At 61.9% G+C, this 20340-nt stretch carries 14 protein-coding genes and 1 tRNA gene; 9 read left to right on the forward strand and 6 right to left on the reverse strand.

Annotated features, from left to right (window positions below; genetic code table 11):
- Positions 1 to 33: 33 nt before the first annotated feature.
- The 6 genes from ACYQ6J_RS10640 (at position 34) to ACYQ6J_RS10665 (ending at position 8821) form a co-directional block, all read left to right on the forward strand.
- Positions 34 to 762, forward strand: a complete 729-nt coding sequence (locus ACYQ6J_RS10640; protein ID WP_460184164.1) for a type 1 glutamine amidotransferase — start codon at positions 34 to 36, stop codon at positions 760 to 762.
- Positions 763 to 1143: 381 nt separating this feature from the next.
- Positions 1144 to 5496, forward strand: coding sequence for a tetratricopeptide repeat protein (locus ACYQ6J_RS10645; protein ID WP_460184165.1), 4353 nt, complete (start codon positions 1144 to 1146; stop codon positions 5494 to 5496).
- A 305-nt stretch (positions 5497 to 5801) separates the two neighbouring features.
- Positions 5802 to 5888 (forward strand) — tRNA-Ser (locus ACYQ6J_RS10650).
- A 343-nt stretch (positions 5889 to 6231) separates the two neighbouring features.
- Positions 6232 to 7224: a family 43 glycosylhydrolase gene (locus ACYQ6J_RS10655; RefSeq protein WP_460184166.1), complete on the forward strand. Its 993-nt coding sequence runs from the start codon at positions 6232 to 6234 to the stop codon at positions 7222 to 7224.
- A 214-nt stretch (positions 7225 to 7438) separates the two neighbouring features.
- The gene (locus ACYQ6J_RS10660) at positions 7439 to 8011 is read left to right on the forward strand and encodes a hypothetical protein (protein WP_460184167.1); all 573 of its coding nucleotides are present in this window, start codon (positions 7439 to 7441) and stop codon (positions 8009 to 8011) included.
- A 471-nt stretch (positions 8012 to 8482) separates the two neighbouring features.
- A complete protein-coding gene (locus ACYQ6J_RS10665; protein WP_460184168.1) occupies positions 8483 to 8821 on the forward strand; it encodes an Hpt domain-containing protein in 339 nt (112 codons plus the stop codon).
- A gap of 30 nt (positions 8822 to 8851) precedes the next feature.
- Here the strand turns inward: ACYQ6J_RS10665 and ACYQ6J_RS10670 are convergent, their stop codons facing one another.
- From ACYQ6J_RS10670 to ACYQ6J_RS10685, 4 genes are all read right to left on the reverse strand, one after another.
- Entirely contained in the window at positions 8852 to 10186 is a 1335-nt protein-coding gene (locus tag ACYQ6J_RS10670) for an endo-1,4-beta-xylanase (protein ID WP_460184169.1), read from the reverse strand.
- A 46-nt stretch (positions 10187 to 10232) separates the two neighbouring features.
- Positions 10233 to 10961 carry an HAD family hydrolase gene (locus tag ACYQ6J_RS10675; RefSeq protein ID WP_460184170.1) on the reverse strand — a complete coding sequence of 243 codons (729 nt, stop codon included), beginning with the start codon at positions 10959 to 10961 and terminating at the stop codon, positions 10233 to 10235.
- A gap of 97 nt (positions 10962 to 11058) precedes the next feature.
- Positions 11059 to 11364 carry a DUF167 domain-containing protein gene (locus tag ACYQ6J_RS10680; protein ID WP_460184171.1) on the reverse strand — a complete coding sequence of 102 codons (306 nt, stop codon included), beginning with the start codon at positions 11362 to 11364 and terminating at the stop codon, positions 11059 to 11061.
- Between the two features lie 68 nt (positions 11365 to 11432).
- Complete coding sequence (locus ACYQ6J_RS10685) at positions 11433 to 12161, reverse strand: YggS family pyridoxal phosphate-dependent enzyme (RefSeq protein ID WP_460184172.1); 729 nt, start codon at positions 12159 to 12161, stop codon at positions 11433 to 11435.
- Between the two features lie 456 nt (positions 12162 to 12617).
- On the opposite strand from ACYQ6J_RS10685, the gene ACYQ6J_RS10690 reads away from it, so the two are divergent.
- Both ACYQ6J_RS10690 and ACYQ6J_RS10695 read left to right on the forward strand, forming a co-directional pair.
- A complete protein-coding gene (locus tag ACYQ6J_RS10690) occupies positions 12618 to 14090 on the forward strand; it encodes a hypothetical protein (protein WP_460184173.1) in 1473 nt (490 codons plus the stop codon).
- 100 nt (positions 14091 to 14190) lie between these two features.
- Entirely contained in the window at positions 14191 to 15330 is a 1140-nt protein-coding gene (locus ACYQ6J_RS10695; RefSeq protein ID WP_460184174.1) for an SGNH/GDSL hydrolase family protein, read from the forward strand.
- A gap of 75 nt (positions 15331 to 15405) precedes the next feature.
- On the opposite strand, the gene ACYQ6J_RS10700 is transcribed toward ACYQ6J_RS10695, so the two are convergent.
- On the reverse strand, positions 15406 to 18327 hold the full coding sequence (locus tag ACYQ6J_RS10700; RefSeq protein ID WP_460184175.1) for an HzsA-related protein: 2922 nt from the start codon (positions 18325 to 18327) through the stop codon (positions 15406 to 15408).
- A gap of 495 nt (positions 18328 to 18822) precedes the next feature.
- Here ACYQ6J_RS10700 and ACYQ6J_RS10705 point away from each other — a divergent pair, with 495 nt between their 5' ends.
- Entirely contained in the window at positions 18823 to 19734 is a 912-nt protein-coding gene (locus ACYQ6J_RS10705; protein WP_460184176.1) for a hypothetical protein, read from the forward strand.
- Positions 19735 to 19818: 84 nt separating this feature from the next.
- On the opposite strand, the gene ACYQ6J_RS10710 is transcribed toward ACYQ6J_RS10705, so the two are convergent.
- Positions 19819 to 20199, reverse strand: a complete 381-nt coding sequence (locus tag ACYQ6J_RS10710; RefSeq protein ID WP_460184177.1) for an STAS domain-containing protein — start codon at positions 20197 to 20199, stop codon at positions 19819 to 19821.
- Positions 20200 to 20340 lie beyond the last annotated feature (141 nt).

Below are 20340 nucleotides of genomic sequence, written 5' to 3' on the forward strand. Positions count from 1 at the left end.
CGAATACGCCGATATTATGCGGAGACAGTCAGCGTGACTCGCGTCGTCGTTTTTCAACAGGCACCTCAGGAAAACCTCGGGACACTCAACGATATCTTTCGTGCGTCCGGTTTGGCCGTCCAAGTGGCGCACCTCTATGCGGACGTTCCGAAGAGCATGGACTGGGGCGGCATCGTCGGCCTGGTAGTTTTGGGCGGACCGATGAACGTCGATGAAACGCGGACCCATCCCTTCCTGAAAAAAGAAATTCAATGGATCCAACAGGCCCTGACCTGCCAGGTGCCCATTCTCGGCATTTGCCTCGGTGCTCAACTACTCGCCAAAACGCTGGGTGCCCGCGTCTATCCCAACGCCGTTAAGGAAATCGGTTGGTACGACATTCATCTTACCGAAGCGTCCGGCGATGATGCCTTGTTCCTGGGGCTACCGGGCGAATTGGTCACGTTCCAATGGCACGGCGACACGTTCGACCTTCCGCAAGGGGCCGTTTTGTTGGCTTTCGGTCCGCAGTGTCGCCACCAAGCGTTTCGATTCGGTACCCACGCCTGGGGACTGCAATTCCATCCTGAGATGACCGTCGAAATGATCGACGCCTGGCTGTCCCACCCCGAAAACGCCAAAGACCTGAGCTTGTTTCCGGATGACCGTGCGGAGACCATTCGATCCAAAACGCCCGTGATGATGCGGCACTACCGGACCTGGACGACCACCGTACTGGAGCGATTCGCCGACTGTTGCACCCGACGCAAGAGTGTGTCGTAATGATATCTTTGGGACCGTTCCACGTGCCTAAGCCGAATGGCGCATCAAAATCTGACTTTCTGTTCGTAGGGTATCGGTATCGCGAATCACAACTCTCCTCCAGCCAGCGAAAACGTATCTAATACCCTAAACTATCCATACATCGCTGAGTCATCACAAGTCCCACACGCCCCAAACCATCGCGCATCCATCCTATTTTATCCGGCATTCTTTTTTCTCCAGTCCGGATAGATTAAACTGCTTCTTGATGAAGTGATGCCTATTCAGAGACCCGTCGCCGCGAAATGAACTCCGGCATGCCGACTTGATTCCTGGAGATTGCCCGGGCAGGGTCGCAACGGCAAGGCAGGGGCGGTTAGCCTTCCGCCAAGGGGGTGGTGTGTGACAGAATCCGATCGTCCGGCAAAGTGGAAGCCTAATTGGCGGGCTTGGGCGATTCTCATTGTCGTTCTGGCGGCCCTTGGGCTACTCATCCCGTGGTTGCACGCCCGTCAAATCCGGTCCACGTTGCACAAGATTCGTGAACGAGCCGAACAAGCGGAGGCTGCGGCCGAAGTCGCTCGGTCCAAAGGAGACCGCGAGGCCTATCTAGCATCGCTACGGGAGGCGGTCCGCGGTTACGACGCCTATCTTCGCCAGGCCCCGGACGACACGGAGACTTTGAATCGCTTGGCTTCGGCGGTGGCCGCGCAGGCCGCCGCGTCGCCCGGCAATTCCCAACTGCAATGGAACGCCTACCAAATCCTCAATCGTGCCGTCTCGAAATCCCCGAAGGACGGCCGCTTGCAACGCCGGTTGGCCGAATTCGCCGAACGTTTGCAGCGCTGGTCGGAGGCCGCTGAAGCATGGCGAGCCGCGGCCCAGCTAACGCCCGACGATTCGGATGCCCGACTCCATTGGGCCCAATGCTTGGCCGCGCAATCGCTGTATCAAGATGCCGTCAAGGTTCTGCGGGAAGCGATTGCTGCGGACCCGCGGAACGTCGCCGCCTACATCTTGCTGGCGCAATGCTACCGTCGACCCACGATCGGGGATGCGACCGCCGCCGAAGAGGTGCTGGCGGAATTGGGCCGGAATTGCGGCGACGATCCCGCGGCGTATGCGCAACGCGCTCGGTTTCGCCTTTGGCTCCGTCGCAACACGCGCAATCCGCAAGAGGCCGCCGAATCGTTGCAACTCGCGGAAACAGACGTCGCGCGCGGCTTGGAGCTTGCCCCCAACAACGTCGCCGTGCGAATCGCCGCCGCCGACTTGGCCCTGGAAAAGGGGGACGCCGAAGCGGCGGAATCCCACCTGACGGCCACGCCGCCCTCGGATGCCGAGGACTCCGACGTTTTGGAGATTCGCCGCCGCGTTGCCGCCGCAAAGGGGGATTTCGCAACCCTGCAAACCGTGCTCGCAAAGCTGTCGGAGCAAGAACCGGCCCGATTGGCGGAGTGGTTCCAAGTCTGCCTGGACCGGATTCCGCCGGACTTGACAACCGCGAAGCAGGTCTTGGACCGCATGCGGGCGGCTTCGTTCTCGCCGGATTGGATCGATTTGTTCACGCTGCGATTGCAGGCCGCCGAAGGCGATCTTCGCCCTGCGGCGCAGGGTTTGGAGGCTCTATTGCAACGGTCGCGGCGCGGCGACCCGTGGAAGGCCGAGGTCGCCCTGGCGCTTTCCCAAGTCTATCTCGAGTTGCGGCAGTGGGAGCGTTCCGCCGAGGTGTTGGGCTCCCTGCTTCAAGAGTCGCCCGACTCGCGCAAGGCGCGTCTGGCTTATGCCCAAATCCTCGCCCGGCTTGGAGAATTCGATCGCGCCTCCGCCGAACTGCGGCGCCTGGCTCAGGAGTTGGGCGTTGATAGATTGCTCTCCACGCCTGGAGCGGCGGCGGACTATCTGGAGGTTATGGTGCAAGCCGCGGTGTCGGGAACGGGCGGCAACAAGGCTCGGTCCGAGGCGGAAGACCTGATTCAACGTTATCCCGATCGACTTCCCGCGTGGCAGCGAATCTCGTCGGAGGCGCGGTTGAAGGCGGCGGCGGGAGACACGGCGGGCGCGGAGGCCATGCTGGATCAAGCACTCGCCCAACAGGGGGATGCTCTGGGGCTGTGGTCCGCCAAGGTCGATGTTCAAGTCTTGTCGGGCGACTCCCAGGCCGCCGCAGCGACGGCGCGAGAAGTCGTGAGGAAATTTCCCAAGGCGCCCGAGGCCGTCTTGCTGCTGATTCGCACGGCGTCGCGCGCAGGCGACCGAGACGCGGGCTTGACGATGCTCGCGGAGGCCCGCCGGGCGGCTGAAACCTTGGAAGAACCGGGCCGAGACTTCGTATTGCGCGCCGTCGCCGCTGCTTATTTGAAACGGAACGACGCCGCGGGCGCCGCGGAATTGTGGACCCGCCTTGCGAATTCGGACGCCCAAGACGTCGAGAGTCGCCGCCTCTTGTTCGAACTCGCCCGCGCCCGAGGTGACGATGCTGAGATGCAGAAGCAGCTATCCGCGCTCCGCGCCGCGGCACCCGATAGGCCCGAGACGATCTTCGCGGAGGCGGCTTACGAAATCGCTTCGGCAACCAAGGAGGGCGTCTCGCCCGACCGTCGCCGCGATTTACTGCGGAAGGCTGACGAAAAGCTGAACGCCGCCGAGCGCGCCCGCGCGGGCTGGAGTGAGTTTTCTCGATTGCGTGCCGAGCTTGCCGTGCTCCAAGGCCGCTGGGATTCCGCAATCCGAATCTTGCAAGACTTGCATGCCCGAGGACTGGCCACGGAAGGGCAGACGGCGCAACTCGTTCAATTACTGTTTTTGACCGGTCGAGAGGACGAGGCCGAGGCGGTGCTGTCCTCCATAAAACCGGACCGCCAACGGCCCGAATTGCGTCGCATTCAAGCCGAGCTACTCGTGCGAGAAGGCAAGATCGACGAGGCGATCGCGGCGTCTGAGCAGGATGCAGCGAGTTCGCCGGATCCCATCGAGTACATGTGGCAGGCTCGCCTGTTGACTATGGCTAACCGCTTGGACGAGGCCGAGCAAAAACTTCGCGCTGCCGTCGCCCTGGCCCCCGACTGGCCCGCGCCGTACCTTTCCCTGATCTCCCTTGCCGTCGTTCGCGGGAAGAAGGACGCAGCATTGCAAGTCCTTCAGGAAGCGGGGGGACGTCTGCGAGGTGCGGCAGGCTACTGCGCCCTGGGGCTGGGTTATGAGACCGTGGGCGATACGCAGTCCGCGGAAAAGTCTTACCAACGCGCCCTGGAGGTCGCCCCACTCGACCCGGGGCCGATATTGGAATGGGCCGGCTTTCTCATTCGCACCCGGCGATGGGAGGACGGGCGACGCGTTTTGGAAGAGCTTGCCGCCGCGAGCGATCCCTCGCCCGAATCTCAGGGGATCATCCGCAACGCACGCCGCAATTTGGCGCAACTCCTTGCCGCCGACGGCGATTACCGAAACTTCCGCCGCGCTCTAGATCTACTGGACCAAAACCTCCGCGAAAACGACGCCGCCTTGGATCGCTTCCTGAAAATCCGCCTCACGGCGGCAAGGCCGGAAAAATCGCTCCGGAATCAGGCCGTGACGGCTTACGAAAAGGAAGCCCAAGCGGGCGCGACGCTGCCGATCGAGGACCGGTTCCAATGGGCCGTGGCGCTGGAGTCGTTAGGGCGATGGCCCGACGCCCGAGCGCGGCTTGCCGAGCTTTTCCGCCCGCGGGCAAGGTCCGGCAGGCACCTCGAATTCTACATCCGCAAGCTGATCGAACATGACTCCCCCGCCGGTGAGATTCGTCCCTTGTTGCAAGACCTGGAGACGCTCGCGCCGTCTCCCTGGACCGCCGACGAATTGAAGGCTCGCTTGGCGGCGCGCGAGGGAGACTTGTCGGAAGCCGCTCGCTTGCTTGCCGGTCTTCTGCCGAGGGGAGACGATTCCCGTCCCCGACCGCCGATAACCCTTGTGTTACAGTGGTTTGAGGAACTGGGGCTTTATCAAGAGGCCGAAAGCCGATGGCAGTCACTGGTTGCATCGCAACCTCAAGCGGTCTTGGGGTTGGCGGGGTTCCTGGGGAGGCGAGGGCGAACCGACGAAGCCCTGGCACTTTGCCGTTCCGCGTTGCAGACGGTCGCTCCCGACTCCGCAGCATCCGCCGCCGTCGGCATCTTGCGCGACCGCCGCGAGGATTGTACGCCGGAACGCATCGCCGCCGTGGAGGAAATGATGCAAGCGGCGGAAAAGGCATCCGGTCGCACTCGGGCATGGCTCCTTACTCGCGGCAATTTCCTGCACCTAACGGGACGGCATCAGGATGCGGCGCCCGTCTATCGCGAACTTCTAGAACGTCAAGACCTCCGCGACATGGAAAGGGCCGCCGTGCAAAACAACTTGGCCTACGTCTTGGCCGCCGCGGAACTCGACTCTCCTCAGGAAATAGAGAGGAATCTTCGCGAAGCGGAAAGCCTTGTGGACCAAGCCGAAGAAGTGCTCGGCCCGCGGTCGAACATTCTGGACACCCGCGCTCTGATTGAATTGCGACGAGGACGCGCCGAGACGGCCCTGAAATTCGCTCGCCGGGCCGTAAACGAGTCGCCGGAGCCTTTGAATTACTTGCACCTGGTGATGGCATTGGACTCCCAGGGAGACACGGTGGGCGCCACCCGCGAGTGGGAAACCGCAAGGCGGGTCTACGATCTCCGCAAGGAAGTCCTACCGCCGCTGGAGCACGCGGCCTTCGAGCGGTTGAAAACGAAGCTGGAGCGGCCATAATACCGGCCGGAAGCCGTCTCGCCGCGCTTCCCGCCCCCTTGTTGGTCGGCCGGCGGTTTTGCTATCTTGCCCAAAAGGCGGTCCGATTGCCGTTTTCGCGAATCCCGATCAAAGCGACTCGGTTGGCGGCGGCAACTCTGGACTGCAATCGCGTACGGTGGCGGGAGAAACACCGTTGCGACGACTTCCGCGAGGTCAGCGCCGGGGATGCGTCCGCTAAACGGCTTGGCGGTAACCTGCTTTCCGCGTTGGGACCTCGTAGCCGTGGTGATAGAATGACGGAGAGCACGGCCTGCTCTCAATGAGGATGGGTGGCCGAGTGGTCTAAGGCGGCAGTCTTGAAAACTGCTGTACCCGTTCGGGTACCGGGGGTTCGAATCCCTCCCCATCCGCTCAAGGCGACGGCATGCGGCGCGATTTCGGGGCCATCCGCGTCCCGCAAGTCCGCAGGGAGAGCTTGCCGCCGAAGCGGAACTCCGGCTTTCTGCCTCAAGCCTCATCGGATGGCCGTCCCGAACCATCGCCGCGGATGAGGGACAATTTGTTTCCGCCCCTCTTGCCGACTCCACGTCCTCCTCGGCGCCCGCGGGTGACGTGACCGCGCGGTGATGTTACCATGGCGGAACCGTCACACGACCGTCTCAGCGACGGCCTCAACCGCGTCGCCCAAATCGGCGCGGGTTCCTTCGGCGGGCTATCGCTCCGGAATCTTCAGTTTCATTGAGGGATGGGACTATGCAGTCATTATGGACACGACGGGAACACCTGCGGCATACAAGTTGGGCCGTCGCCGCCATGCTCTTGGGAAATCATTCCGCGGCGAGAGCGGACGCATCTCCCCCCGATTCGCAGGCGTTACCCAAATTCCGCTACGAGGCGATCCGCAACCCGGTTTGGCGTCTGCCGGACATTCACCTGCGCGATCCCGCCGCCTTGGTTCACGAGGGTAAGGTCCATCTTTGGTTTACCTATTACGATCCGAAGAAGGTGACGTGGCACATCGGCCAATCCGCGACGGAGGATTTCTTGGAATTCGAACCGATCCGGTTGATCTCACCCGGCGGCTACGCCTCGCCCGGCAACGTAATCCGCGTCGGCGACGAATGGATCCTGTGTTACCAACAATACGCCCAGTTTCCGCACTATCTGTGCATCGCACGTTCTCGGGACCTGATCCACTGGTCGGAACCGGAACACATCTTCAACACGGGCCCGGAGAACAAGTGGAACATCGACGGACGGACGATCGACCCGCTCCTCGTTCCCTGGCAGGGGCGTTACTACCTCTTTTACACAGGCTCGACGCGTTGGGGTCGGCAATCCGGCCACAACCTGATCGGCCTGGCCGTCAGCGACGACCTCAAGAATTGGACGGACCTTTCGCCGGACCGTCCCGTCATCCCGGCCGATCGGCCCTTTGAACAACCGGATGGAAACGAGAACAATTGGGTGCTTCGCCGGGAAGACCGTTGGTTCATGTTGTATTCCGCCGGTCTTCGCTACCAGAAAATCGCTTACGCCGTGAGCGACGATCTGCTTCACTGGGAAAAGATGGGCCTTTGCCGCGTGAAGGTCTTCCCCGAGTCCGAGCGACGCTTTGGGGCACCGGTGGTACTGGAGAACTTGAGCGGACCGAGGACGTTCCACATGCTGTTCCAAGGTGAAGACCCGACGGGCCACGTCAGCTTCTTTCTGCTGGAAAGCCGCAATCTGATCGACTGGGAATGACAAGGTCGCTCAAGGAACGGGGCCATTCCGCGCCCGGCGATGGGACGCCGAAGCCCAAGGCCGCAAGGTTGCCGCGACTGCCGAGAGGTCGGCCCGACCATCAAGAAACGGTGAGACCTGACCGCATTTGGGAGCGATGCGGTCAGGCCGTATATCATTCCGTCGGATGTAATTCTCGAGTTAGCGATTCACGACTGCAAATCGATCGGCTTACTTGGCGCAACCGCACGCAGGGGCTGCCGGGGCGCAGGCCGGTTCGCAAGCCGTAACGCAGCAGGCCTTCGCCGCGCGACGAGCGCGAATCCGATCGCACAGGCTGGGACGGCAGACGGGTTGGCAAGCCGGTTCGCAGGCCGGTTCGCAAGCGGGCTTTTCGCAAGCCGGTTGGCAAGCGGTGGCGCAGCAGGCCTTCGCGGCGCGACGAGCGCGAATCCGATCGCACAGGCTGGGACGGCAGACGGGTTGGCAAGCCGGTTCGCAGGCCGGTTCGCAAGCGGGCTTCTCGCAGGCCGGTTCGCAAGCGGTGGCGCAGCAGGCCTTCGCGGCGCGACGAGCGCGAATCCGATCGCACAGGCTGGGACGGCAGACGGGTTGGCAAGCCGGTTCGCAGGCCGGTTCGCAAGCGGGCTTCTCACAAGCCGGCGCACAGGCCGGGGCACAACAAGCATGGTGCTTGTGGAACAAGCCCGCATCCGCGGACTTCCAACCCGCCAAAGAAATCATGGCCGCAACGGCCAACACACCCAACAAAGCATTACGCCTCATGGAACACCTCTCCTTAAACTAATGGACGTCGGGGACCGACAAAACCTGCCGAAGGAACGCATCCTTCACAATACCTGTTAGCTTATATCGACCACGCAAGCGATAGTTTTTGCCCGGTTAACCCAGAAATCCCAAAGCTTGGTTGTTTACCAATTCGGATTCTGCCGACCGTAACGATTGGATGCCCCGGCATGGAGTGTTCCGGCGACTCCGCCCCATCGAAACGGTCCCGCAACCTGGACCAGACCATCTTTAGCCCACTCCGCCAACCTCATCGTTAACGCCACATTATTTTATCTCAGCCACGTCCGATCTCTCACTCGACCTATATTACTGAGAACATCCACGGCCTTTTGTCAACGCATTCGATCCCAACAACCCACATATCCCAAAAGTTTTCATGTGCTAGGTTTTATACAGGACCAGGACGAATGCCCCGCAACCGCAGGGTTGTGGTTCGTTTCTTTCGACAAGCCAAGAGAAAGGCGTTTTCATGATGGAAGCCAGCCTCGCCAAGGAATCCCGGTGGATCTACTCAGAGATCGGGGAAGATCCGGAACTGCGGGACTTGATCCAACTTTTCGTGGACGAAATGCCCGCCCGCATCTCGACCTTCGAGGACCTCTTGAAAGAAGAGAAGTGGGATGAGCTGCGGCGATCGGCCCACCAGCTCAAGGGGGCGGCGGGGAGCTACGGATTCGGCAGCGTGACGGCGGCGGCGGCAGCGGTCGAGCAGGCAATCCGGCAGGAATCGCCCTTCGAAGAAGTGCGGCGGCGACTGGACGAGCTAATCGATCTCTGCCGGCGGGCACGCGTCTCGCCCGCCGGTTGAAGGGTCGCGCCATTGCGTCTCAAGGGCGCTTCATTGGGGTGCCAAACGGATTTGGAAGACGTTGGGAGCACCCTTGGCGACGTGCAGCACGACTTCGGTCCGCCGTCCATCCGCAAGCTCGACGGTAAAGCGGTGTTCTCCGTAGAAGACCCGCCCGCGAATCTTGCCGTTCTCATCGCTTTGATACTCGCCGCGCGACCACCACTCGCCCTTGACGAGTCGCAAAAGGGCTTCGTAGGCGGGCTTGGGCGACATATCCTCGCGGACCAGACCGGCGGGCGCGCCCTGCCAGGCATGGTAGTCCGAGAAATCCCACCAAGTAATCGCCTCGACCGCCGGTTCGGCGAACAACATCGTGTAGAATCGCGTCACCTCCCGCGCCTGCCGCTCTTCTCCTTCGGGCGTGGTGGGCCAAGGCCGCGGTCGCTCCCATCCGGACGCTCCCGACACGATGGTCATTTCGGTAAAGTGGAGCGGAACGCCGAATCTCGCGAATCGCTCGCAGACCGTTCGAATCTGCTCATTCGGCCACACGCCGGAGTGCATGTGGCTTTGAATGCCGATCACGTCGTAGAGTCGCTTGCCCTGATCGTCCACAAGCTTCTCGATGAACTCGGCGTAAGCCGGGTCGGTTCGGTAATCGTTGATCAACAACACGGCCTCCGGATTCGCCGACCGCGCGGCCATGAAGCATCGCCGCGCGAACTCGACCTGGCCGACCTCGCTCCACATCCGTGTCATCTTCGGCGCACGGCGGGCAAACTGCTCTCGATCGAAGTGCGTCACTTCGTTGACCACGTCCCAGCGATCGATCAGTCCGCGAAATCGCGACACGCAGTCGGTGATGCGGTCGATTTGCAAGCGATAGATCTCCTGCGGATCGTCCGGCAACCAACGAGGATCCGCGAAGTTCCAAGCCAACGGATGGCCTTTCACAGCGACCCCGTGCTCCTTGCACCAACGGGCCAACCTCTCCGTGTAGTCGTGGTTCGGTTTGCCTTGCTCGGATTCGTAGGAAGGCCAATAGAACGGGGCCGTGGCGTAGTTCAAGAGGTCGGTGAAACGACGCAGGTAGGCCTCTTGCAATTCAGGATCCGAGATGCGGCCCCATTGGAAGATGTTGCACCCGAACAGAAAATCGTGGCGCACCTGCTCGGCAACCACCTTGACTCCCACCACCGGACGCCCCTCGTCCAGCACGGTGACTTCGAAATCGCCTTTGCGGCATGCCTCGATGCGTTTCTCGGCATCCGTCAGCCAGTCCGGCTTTTCGGCCGTCGCGCCCCGGGGCGATGCCGCCATCCCAACAAGAGCGACGCCGACGATTCCCCAAACGATCCGCGACAAAGCGTTCCGGTAATTCATCGGACCTGATCTCCCGGTCGTAAAAGCGTCACCCAAAGCAGCGGCCTCAAGCCTCCCGGGACCTCGAAGCGATCTCCGGGAGGGGAAGATTCAATAATTCGTACAGCTTCGGATCGGTCAACCCTGCGATCCGCATGCGGGCCGCACCGAAGTCGTGGCGCGCGCTGTGCGGCGCCGGCACCGCGACGGTCCATGCTCCCGCGGCGGCGGCGGCGCGACAACCGTTTTCGCTGTCCTCCAAGACAACCATTCGACCCGGCGGAATGCCGAACTTTTCGGCGGCAAGCAGGTAGATTTCCGGGTGGGGCTTTCCGTGCGTGATATCGTCGGCAGTCAAGGTGAAATGAAACCTTGGCTCCATGTTAAAGCACCCCAGCACCGCCCGCAACGTTCGCCGACTGCTGCTCGTCGCGATCGCCTTTGGGATGTCGTGACGCTCCAGTGCGTCCAACAGCTCCAACAGGCCGGGCATCGGTTGAATTCGACCTTGAATCATCTCGATGAAAAGGTCTTCCGATTCGCCCACCAAGCTCTCCGGTGAATCGGACAAACGATGCCACTCGATCATGATTTCGAAGCTGGCCAGGGGCGGTCGCCCCATCATCGCGTCGCTCAATTCGCGAGAGAAACGGCGACCACGCCGCTTGAGAAGTTCGTCGCCCACTAGGAAATAAATGTCCTCCGTGTTGAACATCAAGCCGTCCATGTCGAACACCACGGCCAAAGGGCGATCCGCGGCGGCCTCTCCCTCGCGTTTCTCGTACGCTTCACTCATTTCGATTCGTTTCCTCGTGCTCTTCATGCTTGGTGCGCAACCGCGGGGGCCGTCCGCTCATCCGCGGACCTCGCGGCGCGTCGCTTTTTTCGCTTCGTCACTCGGCTGTCAAAAGCAGGCCCCGCAACCGCTCTTTCCACTCGTTCTCATTCAGGCCGCGAACGACAAGCCGCTTGGACGACGCCGTGGCGCCGCTCACAAGCTCCACTTGGGAACGCTTGACGCTCAGCGTTTTCGCGAGCAGTTCCACCACGGCTTTGTTGGCCTTTCCCTTCTCGGGCGCCTGCGTCACCGCAATCGAAAGCTCATCACCGTGAACGCCGCGGACCTCGTTGCGGCGAGCACTCGGGTGAACCCGCACCCGCAGCACGAGACCTTCATCGCCGAATTCCCAAAAAGTCATCTCGCGGCAAGCCTTTTCCCATGCGGAAGTTGCCGGGTTCGTCCGGACGATGACAACGCCCCTCGTCGTTACGCCTCAGTCGCATCCGGTTCGATGCCTTCGAAGAGCAGCGATCCCACCCGGACCATGGTCGCCCCCTCTTCGACGGCGATTTCGAAGTCGCCGCTCATACCCATGGAGAGGTCTTCGAGTGCGAACGTATTCGGGAGTTGCCTCCGCAATCGATCCTGCAATTGACGCAGGCTTTGAAAATCGCGTCGAGCCCCCTCCAAATCACCTTCCCAACCCGCCATGCACATCAGACCGCGAATCGCCACGTGCTCAAACTGCGTCAGGCGATCCGCCGAGGCAAGCAGCGCGTCCGGTTGGAAACCGTGTTTGGCCGGGTTTTGCGAAGTGTTGACCTCTAGGAGTACGGCCGGGCGCAAGCCCTGCTCGGCGGCGATTCGGTCCACTGCGGCCAGCAATTCCCAGGACTCCACCGAGTGAATCCATGACGCGTATTTCAGCGTCTTGCGAATCTTATTCTTCTGCAACGGGCCGATGAGGTGCCACACCACCGCGGAATCGGCGAGAACCTCCGCCCGCTCCCAAAGTTGCTGAGGACGACTCTCACCCAAGTCGCGCTGACCCATCGCCGCCAAACGGGCGGCTATTTCCACGGGGACATATTTGGTGACGGCGATCAAGCGAACGGAATCCGGCGATCGACCGCTTCGCGCCGCCGCACGCTCGATCCGTTGCAATACGGTGTCGCGATTGCGCTCCAGGCGATGCTGCACGGAGTCTTCGTTCATGGCATGCACAACACCCGCCGGACCGCGCCGGCGTCCACGCTTCCCGTCCAATCTTGTGGGAAACGCTCACAGCAGTTCGAGTTGCGGTAATCGACCGCCGCGATCGCCCCTTTCACGACAAACCCGAGCGATTGCACGTCTTCACCAACCGCCGCCGTCGCCCCTAAATCGGCCTTATTCCCTCCAATGTACCGGCACGCCGCTCAACACTGAAGTGGACGCCGCCGGGTGTCGCGGGCAAAGCAGGGCAACCTCAACGCAGAGCGCTGCCGGATGTCGCCGCGTCGGACAAGAGGTACCGCGCCGCGTGCCGCCCGCCATCGGTCTTCCTGCGATTGCATGGTCACACGTAAGCGCGTTGATCCCTCGCTGGCACCGCGATAACATACGGGCACGGTCGGCCGAATGACCGTAAAAACTCTGGGATGCTCGGCTTCCCATTCAGGATCCATAGCCATGACGCGCGAACCACGCACGGCGTATCTGAGAGCTTTTTGTCTGGCGGGGCTTGTCGGATTGGGAATGGGCCTCGCGTCCTTCGGGATCGCCGAGGAAACATCTCCGACCGGTGCCGCCTTTGCCGTTCGCGCCCTCTACGCGCCGGGGCATTTCGGAAATAGCTACGAAGTCATGGGGACCAACGAAATGCGGCGTCTGCTGGCCGAAGCCCGGGCCTGGGGCTTCAACCGGTACGGCGACTGGTTCGACATGGAGGATTGCTCCGATCCCTTCGCCCGGAATAACCTCTATCAACTGGCGCACGCCATGTGGGAACGCAAGAAGGCCAATTATCAGGCCGCGCAGTCTTTGGGATTCGCTTGCGACCTCATCATCACGCCGAATCATGTGTACGTGGACCAGTGCCGCGAAGACTTGGCGGCGGTGCAAGGCGGGCGCATTTTCGGGCAGTTGATTTGCCCCTCCAACCCTGAGGCCCGGCGTATCATCTTGGCCGATTACGAAGACTTATTTCGCGATTTCGCCGCCGCGGGCGTCCGTCTTTCGGCGGTGGTGACGGCCCCTTACGACTTCGGCGGATGTGGTTGCGATCGCTGCCGCCCGTGGATTTTGACCTTTGCCCAACTCTCCCAAGAAATTCACGCCGTTGCCGAGCGCTATCATCCGGGCGTAGAACTTCACATGATCGGTTGGTGGTGGGAACCGGAAGAGCATCGTATGTTCGCGGAGTGGGCTGATGAACACATGCCGGGCGGCGTCCGCCGGATGTATCTCCATATTCCCTACGGAAACACCGTCACCGCCGACGTGCCGTTGCCGCGGGGATGCGAAAGATCCGCGTTCGTTCACATCGGCTACGCGGATCAGGCCCAACCTCGCGACGTGTACGGGCACTTCGGTCCGGTCGTCGCGCCGAATCGACTGGAGAAGACCGTCCGCGATTTGGTCGCAAGCGGATGCACCGGCGTGATGGCCTACTCGGAAGGCGTCTTCGACGACGTCAATAAGGCTCTGCTGGCAGGTCTCGGGTCGGGCGAATACGCCTCCGCCGACGAGGTCTTGAAGGCCTACGCCCGGCGCTACTTCGGCGCCGAAGAGGCGACCGCCGCTGCTTGGGCCGATTGGCTCAGGCCATGGGGATTGCCCTTCCAGAGGGATGCCGATCAAGCGGCACGGACGGTACCGCCGGCAAAGCGACCGTCGGACGACCCGTGGCGACTCGAACAGTGGCTACGCAAGAGCGAGCTTTTCAGCCTTCACACCCAAATCGCGGCGGAGAACGATTGGACGCCGGCGCGACTGGCACTCGTCGATCGCTTTTGGGATGCTCAAGAGCGTCTCCAACGGGAGGTTTGGGGACTCGGCCAATTGCGGCACATCTTTGCCCGAAAGTACACGCCTCTGCCCTGGTACGCGAGTTGGGCGAAGCATCAAGCACAACAGGCCGCGACCGCCGCGGACCAGCAATGACCGGACGCGATCCGGCATCGTCAACGCTTGGTTGTCCGGAAACAGGAAGTCAACTCTGCCGAATGCCTTTACATCACCAGTTAGAACGGGAGAAACCATCATGCGTTCTCTTCGACCCACGCGTCGAGAAGCTATCAGTGTCGCGGCAAGCGGTGCCGTGTTCACCATGCTGGGCCTGCCGCGAATCGCCTTCTCCGCCGCTTCGACGACCGCCGAACAAGACGGCACCCAATGGCACGACGTCCGCGAGTGGGGAATCGAAGGTCGCGGCTGGAATGATACGGCCCGATACTTCGACCGCCTTCCCGCCAAAGCCGAGGCCATGGTTCGCCCCGCCGTCTGGAACCTTAGCCGACACTCGGCAGGCATGTGCGTCCGCTTCGCCACGGATTCCGCGGTCATTCGGGCCGGGTATTCGCTCCTCTCTTCCAATTTGGCCATGCCGCACATGGCCGCCACGGGGGTAAGCGGACTGGATTTGTATGCCGCGGATGAAGCAGGACGTATGCGCTGGGTCGCCGTCGCACAACCGACCCGGCAGGAGGTGGAAATCACCCTGGCGGCGAACCTGCGTCCGGGGCGGAGAGAGTACGCCCTTTACCTGCCGCTATACAACGGCGTCGAATCGTTGCAAGTCGGGGTCGCGCCGGGAACCGCGTTCGAACCGATCCCGCCGCGACAAACCGGCCTCTTGGCCTATTACGGCACGTCCATTGCCCATGGAGCGTGCGCCGGAAGGCCGGGCATGGCGTTTCCGGCGAGTCTGGGCCGCAGACTCGGCCTTCCTCACGTCAATCTCGGATTTTCCGGAAACGGCAAGATGGAACCGGAATTGGCCGACTTGCTGGCCGAACTCGATGCCGCCGTCTACTGCATCGATTGTCTGCCGAATCTGACGGCGCCCGAAATCGAAGAAAGGGCGGAAACTTTCGTCAAGAAACTTCGCGGAGCACGGCCCAACGTGCCGATCGTCCTGATCGAGGATCGCACCTACGGTAATTCATGGATCTTGCCCGAGCGAAGGTCGCGCAACGATACGAGTCGCGCCGCATTTCGGGCAGCCTACCGCCGCCTGCTCGAGGCGGGCGTCACCGGTCTGGAGTATGTAGAAGGCGAGCATCTGCTGGGCGATGACGACGAGGCCACGATCGACGGTTCGCACCCCTCCGACCTGGGCATGATGCGGATGGCCGATACCTTGGAACCCGTCTTGCGGCGCGTGCTCAAGTTGCCTGCATGACCCTGCAACCGCACACCGCCAAGGCCGATCTTCCAGGACCAATACGACCGACGCTCGACGCACGGCACGCCGCGTTCAGTGTGCCGCCAAGTTCCGCGACGAAGCGGGCCGATCGGGGCGATAACGATAGTCGGGCCACAGCGGACAGTTCAGGTCGATCCAGCACTTGACGGCCCGCTTTTCCGCCTCCGTCAACGACACTTCGTGGTGTCCTGCGTCGAGGACGCTCCACAGCTTACTGCGAACGGTGCCGAACGTCAGAGGATCGGCCTTGTGATGGCGGAGGTTCCATGTGTAGTCGAAATAGTGCACCCAACCGCCTGTGATGAGCGTGCGGTAGGAGGCGGGAACCTTGTCGGGGTCGAGGTCGCCGCCCAGGTTGAGCCCGCGTTCGTCCGTCGCGTTGTGGCAGCGCACGCAATTCCGATCCCAAACAGGTTGCACGACCTTTTCGTAGGAGAACGGCCCGGCGCCCCACGGCGGCGGTTGGACGACCGCGACATCCGGTCGCGCCCCCGCCTTCATCTCCGGGACGGGGGCCGCGCGACGGTTCTCGTGGCACCCGACGCAACTGCGGTATTCTCCCGGTTGGAGTTGCAGCACGCTTCGCATGCGTTGCAGTTCGTTGTATTCCGCGTCCAAGACCTGGAAATACAAGACCTTGCCGGCGGGGACCTCGAAGGTTGCCGAACCGTCCTCATGAACGGGGACCAGCCCCCATGTCGCCTTGGCCACGTAGCTCGGCCAACCGTTCGGCCCGCGGACCAGATGCGTCGGCGTAGCATACCAGTCCTGAAAATCCTCGTGATCCCAGCGGCATTGCCCGTCGGACAGGTGATCCAGCTCCGAACGCACCTCCTCGCACACGCGGAGGTATTTCACCTGGCCCCGCTGAACATGGGGCAAAAGCCCCTGATACACGTCCGCCAGCGAAAGCACGGCCTTGCCCCGCGCCGCGAGGTCCGCATCCAAGGACGAAGGTAGGATCGGGGGTCTGGGACGGGGGCGCAAGGGCGTCGGCGACATGGCGTCGATCTCGCGATCCAAGTAGAGCAACTCGCGATTCCCATAGCGATCGATGAGGTACAGCCCGAATCGTTCGCCGGGTACGTGGGCCGCCAGGAAGTAATCCCGCGAGATCGGGGCCGGATCCCGAAAACACTCGTAGCGGGGCCAATTCATGTTGTAGCGCGGCGCCACGTCCGGCGTGATATTCGTCACCGCCGTCGTGTCGAAGGGAGACCGCGGACGCTGGATCAGCCCAATCGGACCGTTATGGTCCCCGCCGTGCGAGAACAGCGTGCACACGATTTCCTCGCTGTCTGGAACCTCGTGCCCGTTGATGTAGCAATTGGGCGTGTTGTTGCCGAAGACCAATTCCGGGTGGGTACCGTCGGGGTGAATCGCCCATAACGTGTGGCCGAAATCCGCGCCCTTATCGACGTACTCGGAGCGCGTCCAAAGAATGCGACCGTCCCGCATGACCGTGGGCGTCCACTCGCTCAAATTGGCGTGCGAGAGCGGGCGGATGTCGCTGCCGTCGGCATTCATGCGGTACAGAACGAAGGCTTGGGGACGCCAGCACAAAAAGCGAGCCTCGACTCGCGTCGAAATGAACGCCAGGCCGCCGTCGGGTAGCGGACACGGATAGTAATCGTGGTACGGCCCGTCGGTCAAACGCCGCAAGTCGGCCCCGTCGGCGTTCACGGACATGAGGTGCCAGTAAGGGAGCCAGCCTTCGACGGGACTGCGGTCCGGGCGATAGGCGAAATAGATGCGCCGGGCCGCGAAATCGGCGACGGGGTCGCGCGCGATCCCATCGGATGCGTCGAACAGCATTTGCAAATGTGCCGCCTCCGGCACATAACGACCGTCCACGCGAGGAATGCGCAAGACGAACACCCCGCCGCCCGGCCGAAACTGAGAATCCAAGACGTCGCTGTAGTTGTGCGAGGACCAATAAGGATAACGTTTCACGAACAGAATGCTGCTCAGCCCCGCCAGGTCCGGATCGCGAAACATCAACCGCCGCTTGGCCGATCTCGCGTCGTAATAGAGGCGGTTGTACGCGTCCTCTTCTCGGTCGTCCGTCGCTTTCCATGCATCGCGGCCGGCTTCCAGTCGTTGCAGTTCCCCGCGTTCCTCCGCGACGTCCACCCCCTTCTCCTCCAGTCGCGCAATCATCTCCGCGAATAGAGTCAGCGTACGATCGAGCGGATCGAGTCGGGCAATGCGCGCCCAATAGCCGGGTCCGCCCGGTTCCGCAGGGCGATCGGTTCGCAACGGCGACAGATGATCGTCGGCGGACATGCCGCGCCAAGAGTCTCGCTCGCACTCGAAGGCGTACCGAAGCAATTCGGGCCAGGTCCACTCCTTGGACAGGGGATGGCTTCCCGAGTATTGCCAGTCGCGCGGCGGAGGCACCACGGGGCGGGCATGAACTCTTGCCGCCGTCGTCCACTGTTGGCCGTCCAAAGAGGTCTCAATTCGGAACTCCGACGGTAGGCGATCGTGATAAACGCCCTCGCGATCCCGGGAAACCACCACCTTGGAAACGACCGGCCTGCCCGGCAACTCGACTTGCGCCCATTCTTCTTGGTCGGTCGCCGCGATCCAGCTATGGGCGTTGCCGTACAGGCCGTCATTCAAATGAGGGATTTGATGAATGGCATAGCCGGGCAAACAGGACGATGCCGCCGCCACGCCACCCAGCGCCGCCGCGGCAAGGTTTTGGGCCCCTTCGGTATACACTTCCAGTTCGTCGATACAGGGCTGACCGCCGGCGCTTCTCTCGATGAAAACGCGGACGTATTTCGCCTCGCGCGGGGGAAACGATATCTCGAGCGGCACGTCGGCCTGAATGCTCGTATTCACGGCAACGACTTCGCCCGACTCGTTTGCCACCTCCTCAGCCAACCCCTGCGCGCACCCGACCAACCATCCTGCCAGAAGCCCCGGCAGCAGGCGACCGATCCGGAAACGACGTGCGTCTTTCATCCCCTATCCTCCACAGCGCCGGGCCGGTTCGCCAAATCCGCTAAGCAAAACGCAATCACACGCCGTCGTTATCGCTTCGGCGGACTGCTGCGACGCGCATGATCCCCGTTTCGCTACGGTCATGGTGAAACGAACGACGGCGATTGTCAATCCTGATGAAGGCCGACTGCGAGGCTTGCACCGAATCGTAAAACCGGGCGGGCGCAACCAACCGTCCCATCTCCGGCGACAAGATACCGGAAAGGGCGGCGGCGCGGAGATCTCGGCCGACGGTGATGTTACGGGCAGTCGATAGCCGTTGACATAATTGGGAGGCTTCGGTAATTTTCTCGACCGAGTTGGGAAACCGCGGTCCATGCGCCGGGTCGGGCCGACGGTGCGAAACCGCCGTGCGCCGCTTCGCCTTGCCCGCGGACGACCTGCGAACCGACGCGTTTCCGACACAGCCGAACGCCGTTGCAAAGAATACGCGCCGCGTTGAAACCGCCTTGCACCGTGACTCCATCCGCCGCCTTCAATACGAGATGGATTGCCCCCGCCTTGGCCGCGGTCTGGCTCGCCGTCTGCGGATGCACGACGCTGCGACTGGAAGGCAAGTCGCCGCTCTTGCCCCCCAAGATGTCGCCGCAGAGCGTGGTCTTGGACATTTTCTTTCTTCGCATTCCCGCCAACGACGCCGCCAAGGTCGATGCGATTTGGCGCCAGGCCGACGAACAACGATTTGCCCGCGAGGTCCGGGACCGCTGGAGTTGGGCGGGATTTCGGGTGGGCTTGCTCTCCGGACAAATCCCCCCGGAATTGGCCGAACTGATGCGCGTTAGCGACGAGGCGTCGCCTTTGGTTTTCGAAGAGACCAAGGACAATGACGTCGAGAGCTTGACGGACGAAGAGGCGCCGGTGCGCCGGCACATCCAAACCAAATTGGGCAACCGCGTGGAGGTCATTGCCTCCGAGACCTACGACGAATTGCCGTTTTTCCGGCGAGACAAAGGGAAGTTGGTGGGGTGCAGCGTCGAAAAGGCGCAGGGCATGTTCGCCCTGACCTGCTCGGCCGAAAAGGACGGTCGCATTCGCCTGCGGATGGTCCCCGAGATCCATCACGGCGATCCGCACCTGCAACCCGTCGGCGGCCAAGGCGTGCTCCGCCTGGAATCGCGCCGCGATCGGCAGATACTGGAAGAGCTAGCCTGCGAGGCGACAATGAGCCCCGGCGATATGCTGCTGGTCAGTTGCCTGCCGGATCGACGAGGAAGCTTGGGCGATTACTTCCTCACCACCACGCAAAGCGGAAAACGCGAACAAAAGCTCCTCGTCATCCGCCTCTCGCAGACGCAACAAGACCCTCTGTTCGATCCCCAAAAGGCCGGACAACCGCTCGCGGCGAATAGGCCCGTGCCGCAACCCTGATCGAATTGCCCCTCCCTCCCCGCGAACGAGCGACGATCCGAAAGACGGTCGACGAAAGACGCGTCCGCCCCGGATCTGCAACCGTCAGAACGAGGCCAGGGCATCCGCTTCGGACTTGAAGATTTCGAAGATGGTGTTGAAACGGGTGATCTCAAAGACCTTGTAAATGGTCGGCTGAATGCTGCACAATTTCACAACTCCCCCCAGGCTGCGAATCTTCTTTTCGAGAGAGTTGAGTTTTCCCAACGCGCCGCTGGAGAGAAAGTTCACGTTGGCGAAGTTGAGGAGCAATTTCTTGCGGTGCTCCACGTCCACCAGGTAGAAAAGCTCCTGTCCCAATTCCTGGATGGCCAAGTCCTCGAGAATCCTCTGATCCTTGAAGTGGACCACCGTCACGTCATCGACCTCGTACACGTCCAAGTGTCGAAATTCCGGAAGCGGCTTTTTGGTTGGATTCTGGGACATCGTTTGCCTCGTTCAAGCAAATGGAATCGTGGAGACGAGAGGACCTACCCCTGACACCGTCGGTACCGGTTCACGACTCTTTCGCGCGTGCTGCCGAAACGGACCTTTGGGCAATCGCCCCGTCGATCGTTCCTACAATAT

Source organism: Thermopirellula anaerolimosa (assembly GCF_054657335.1).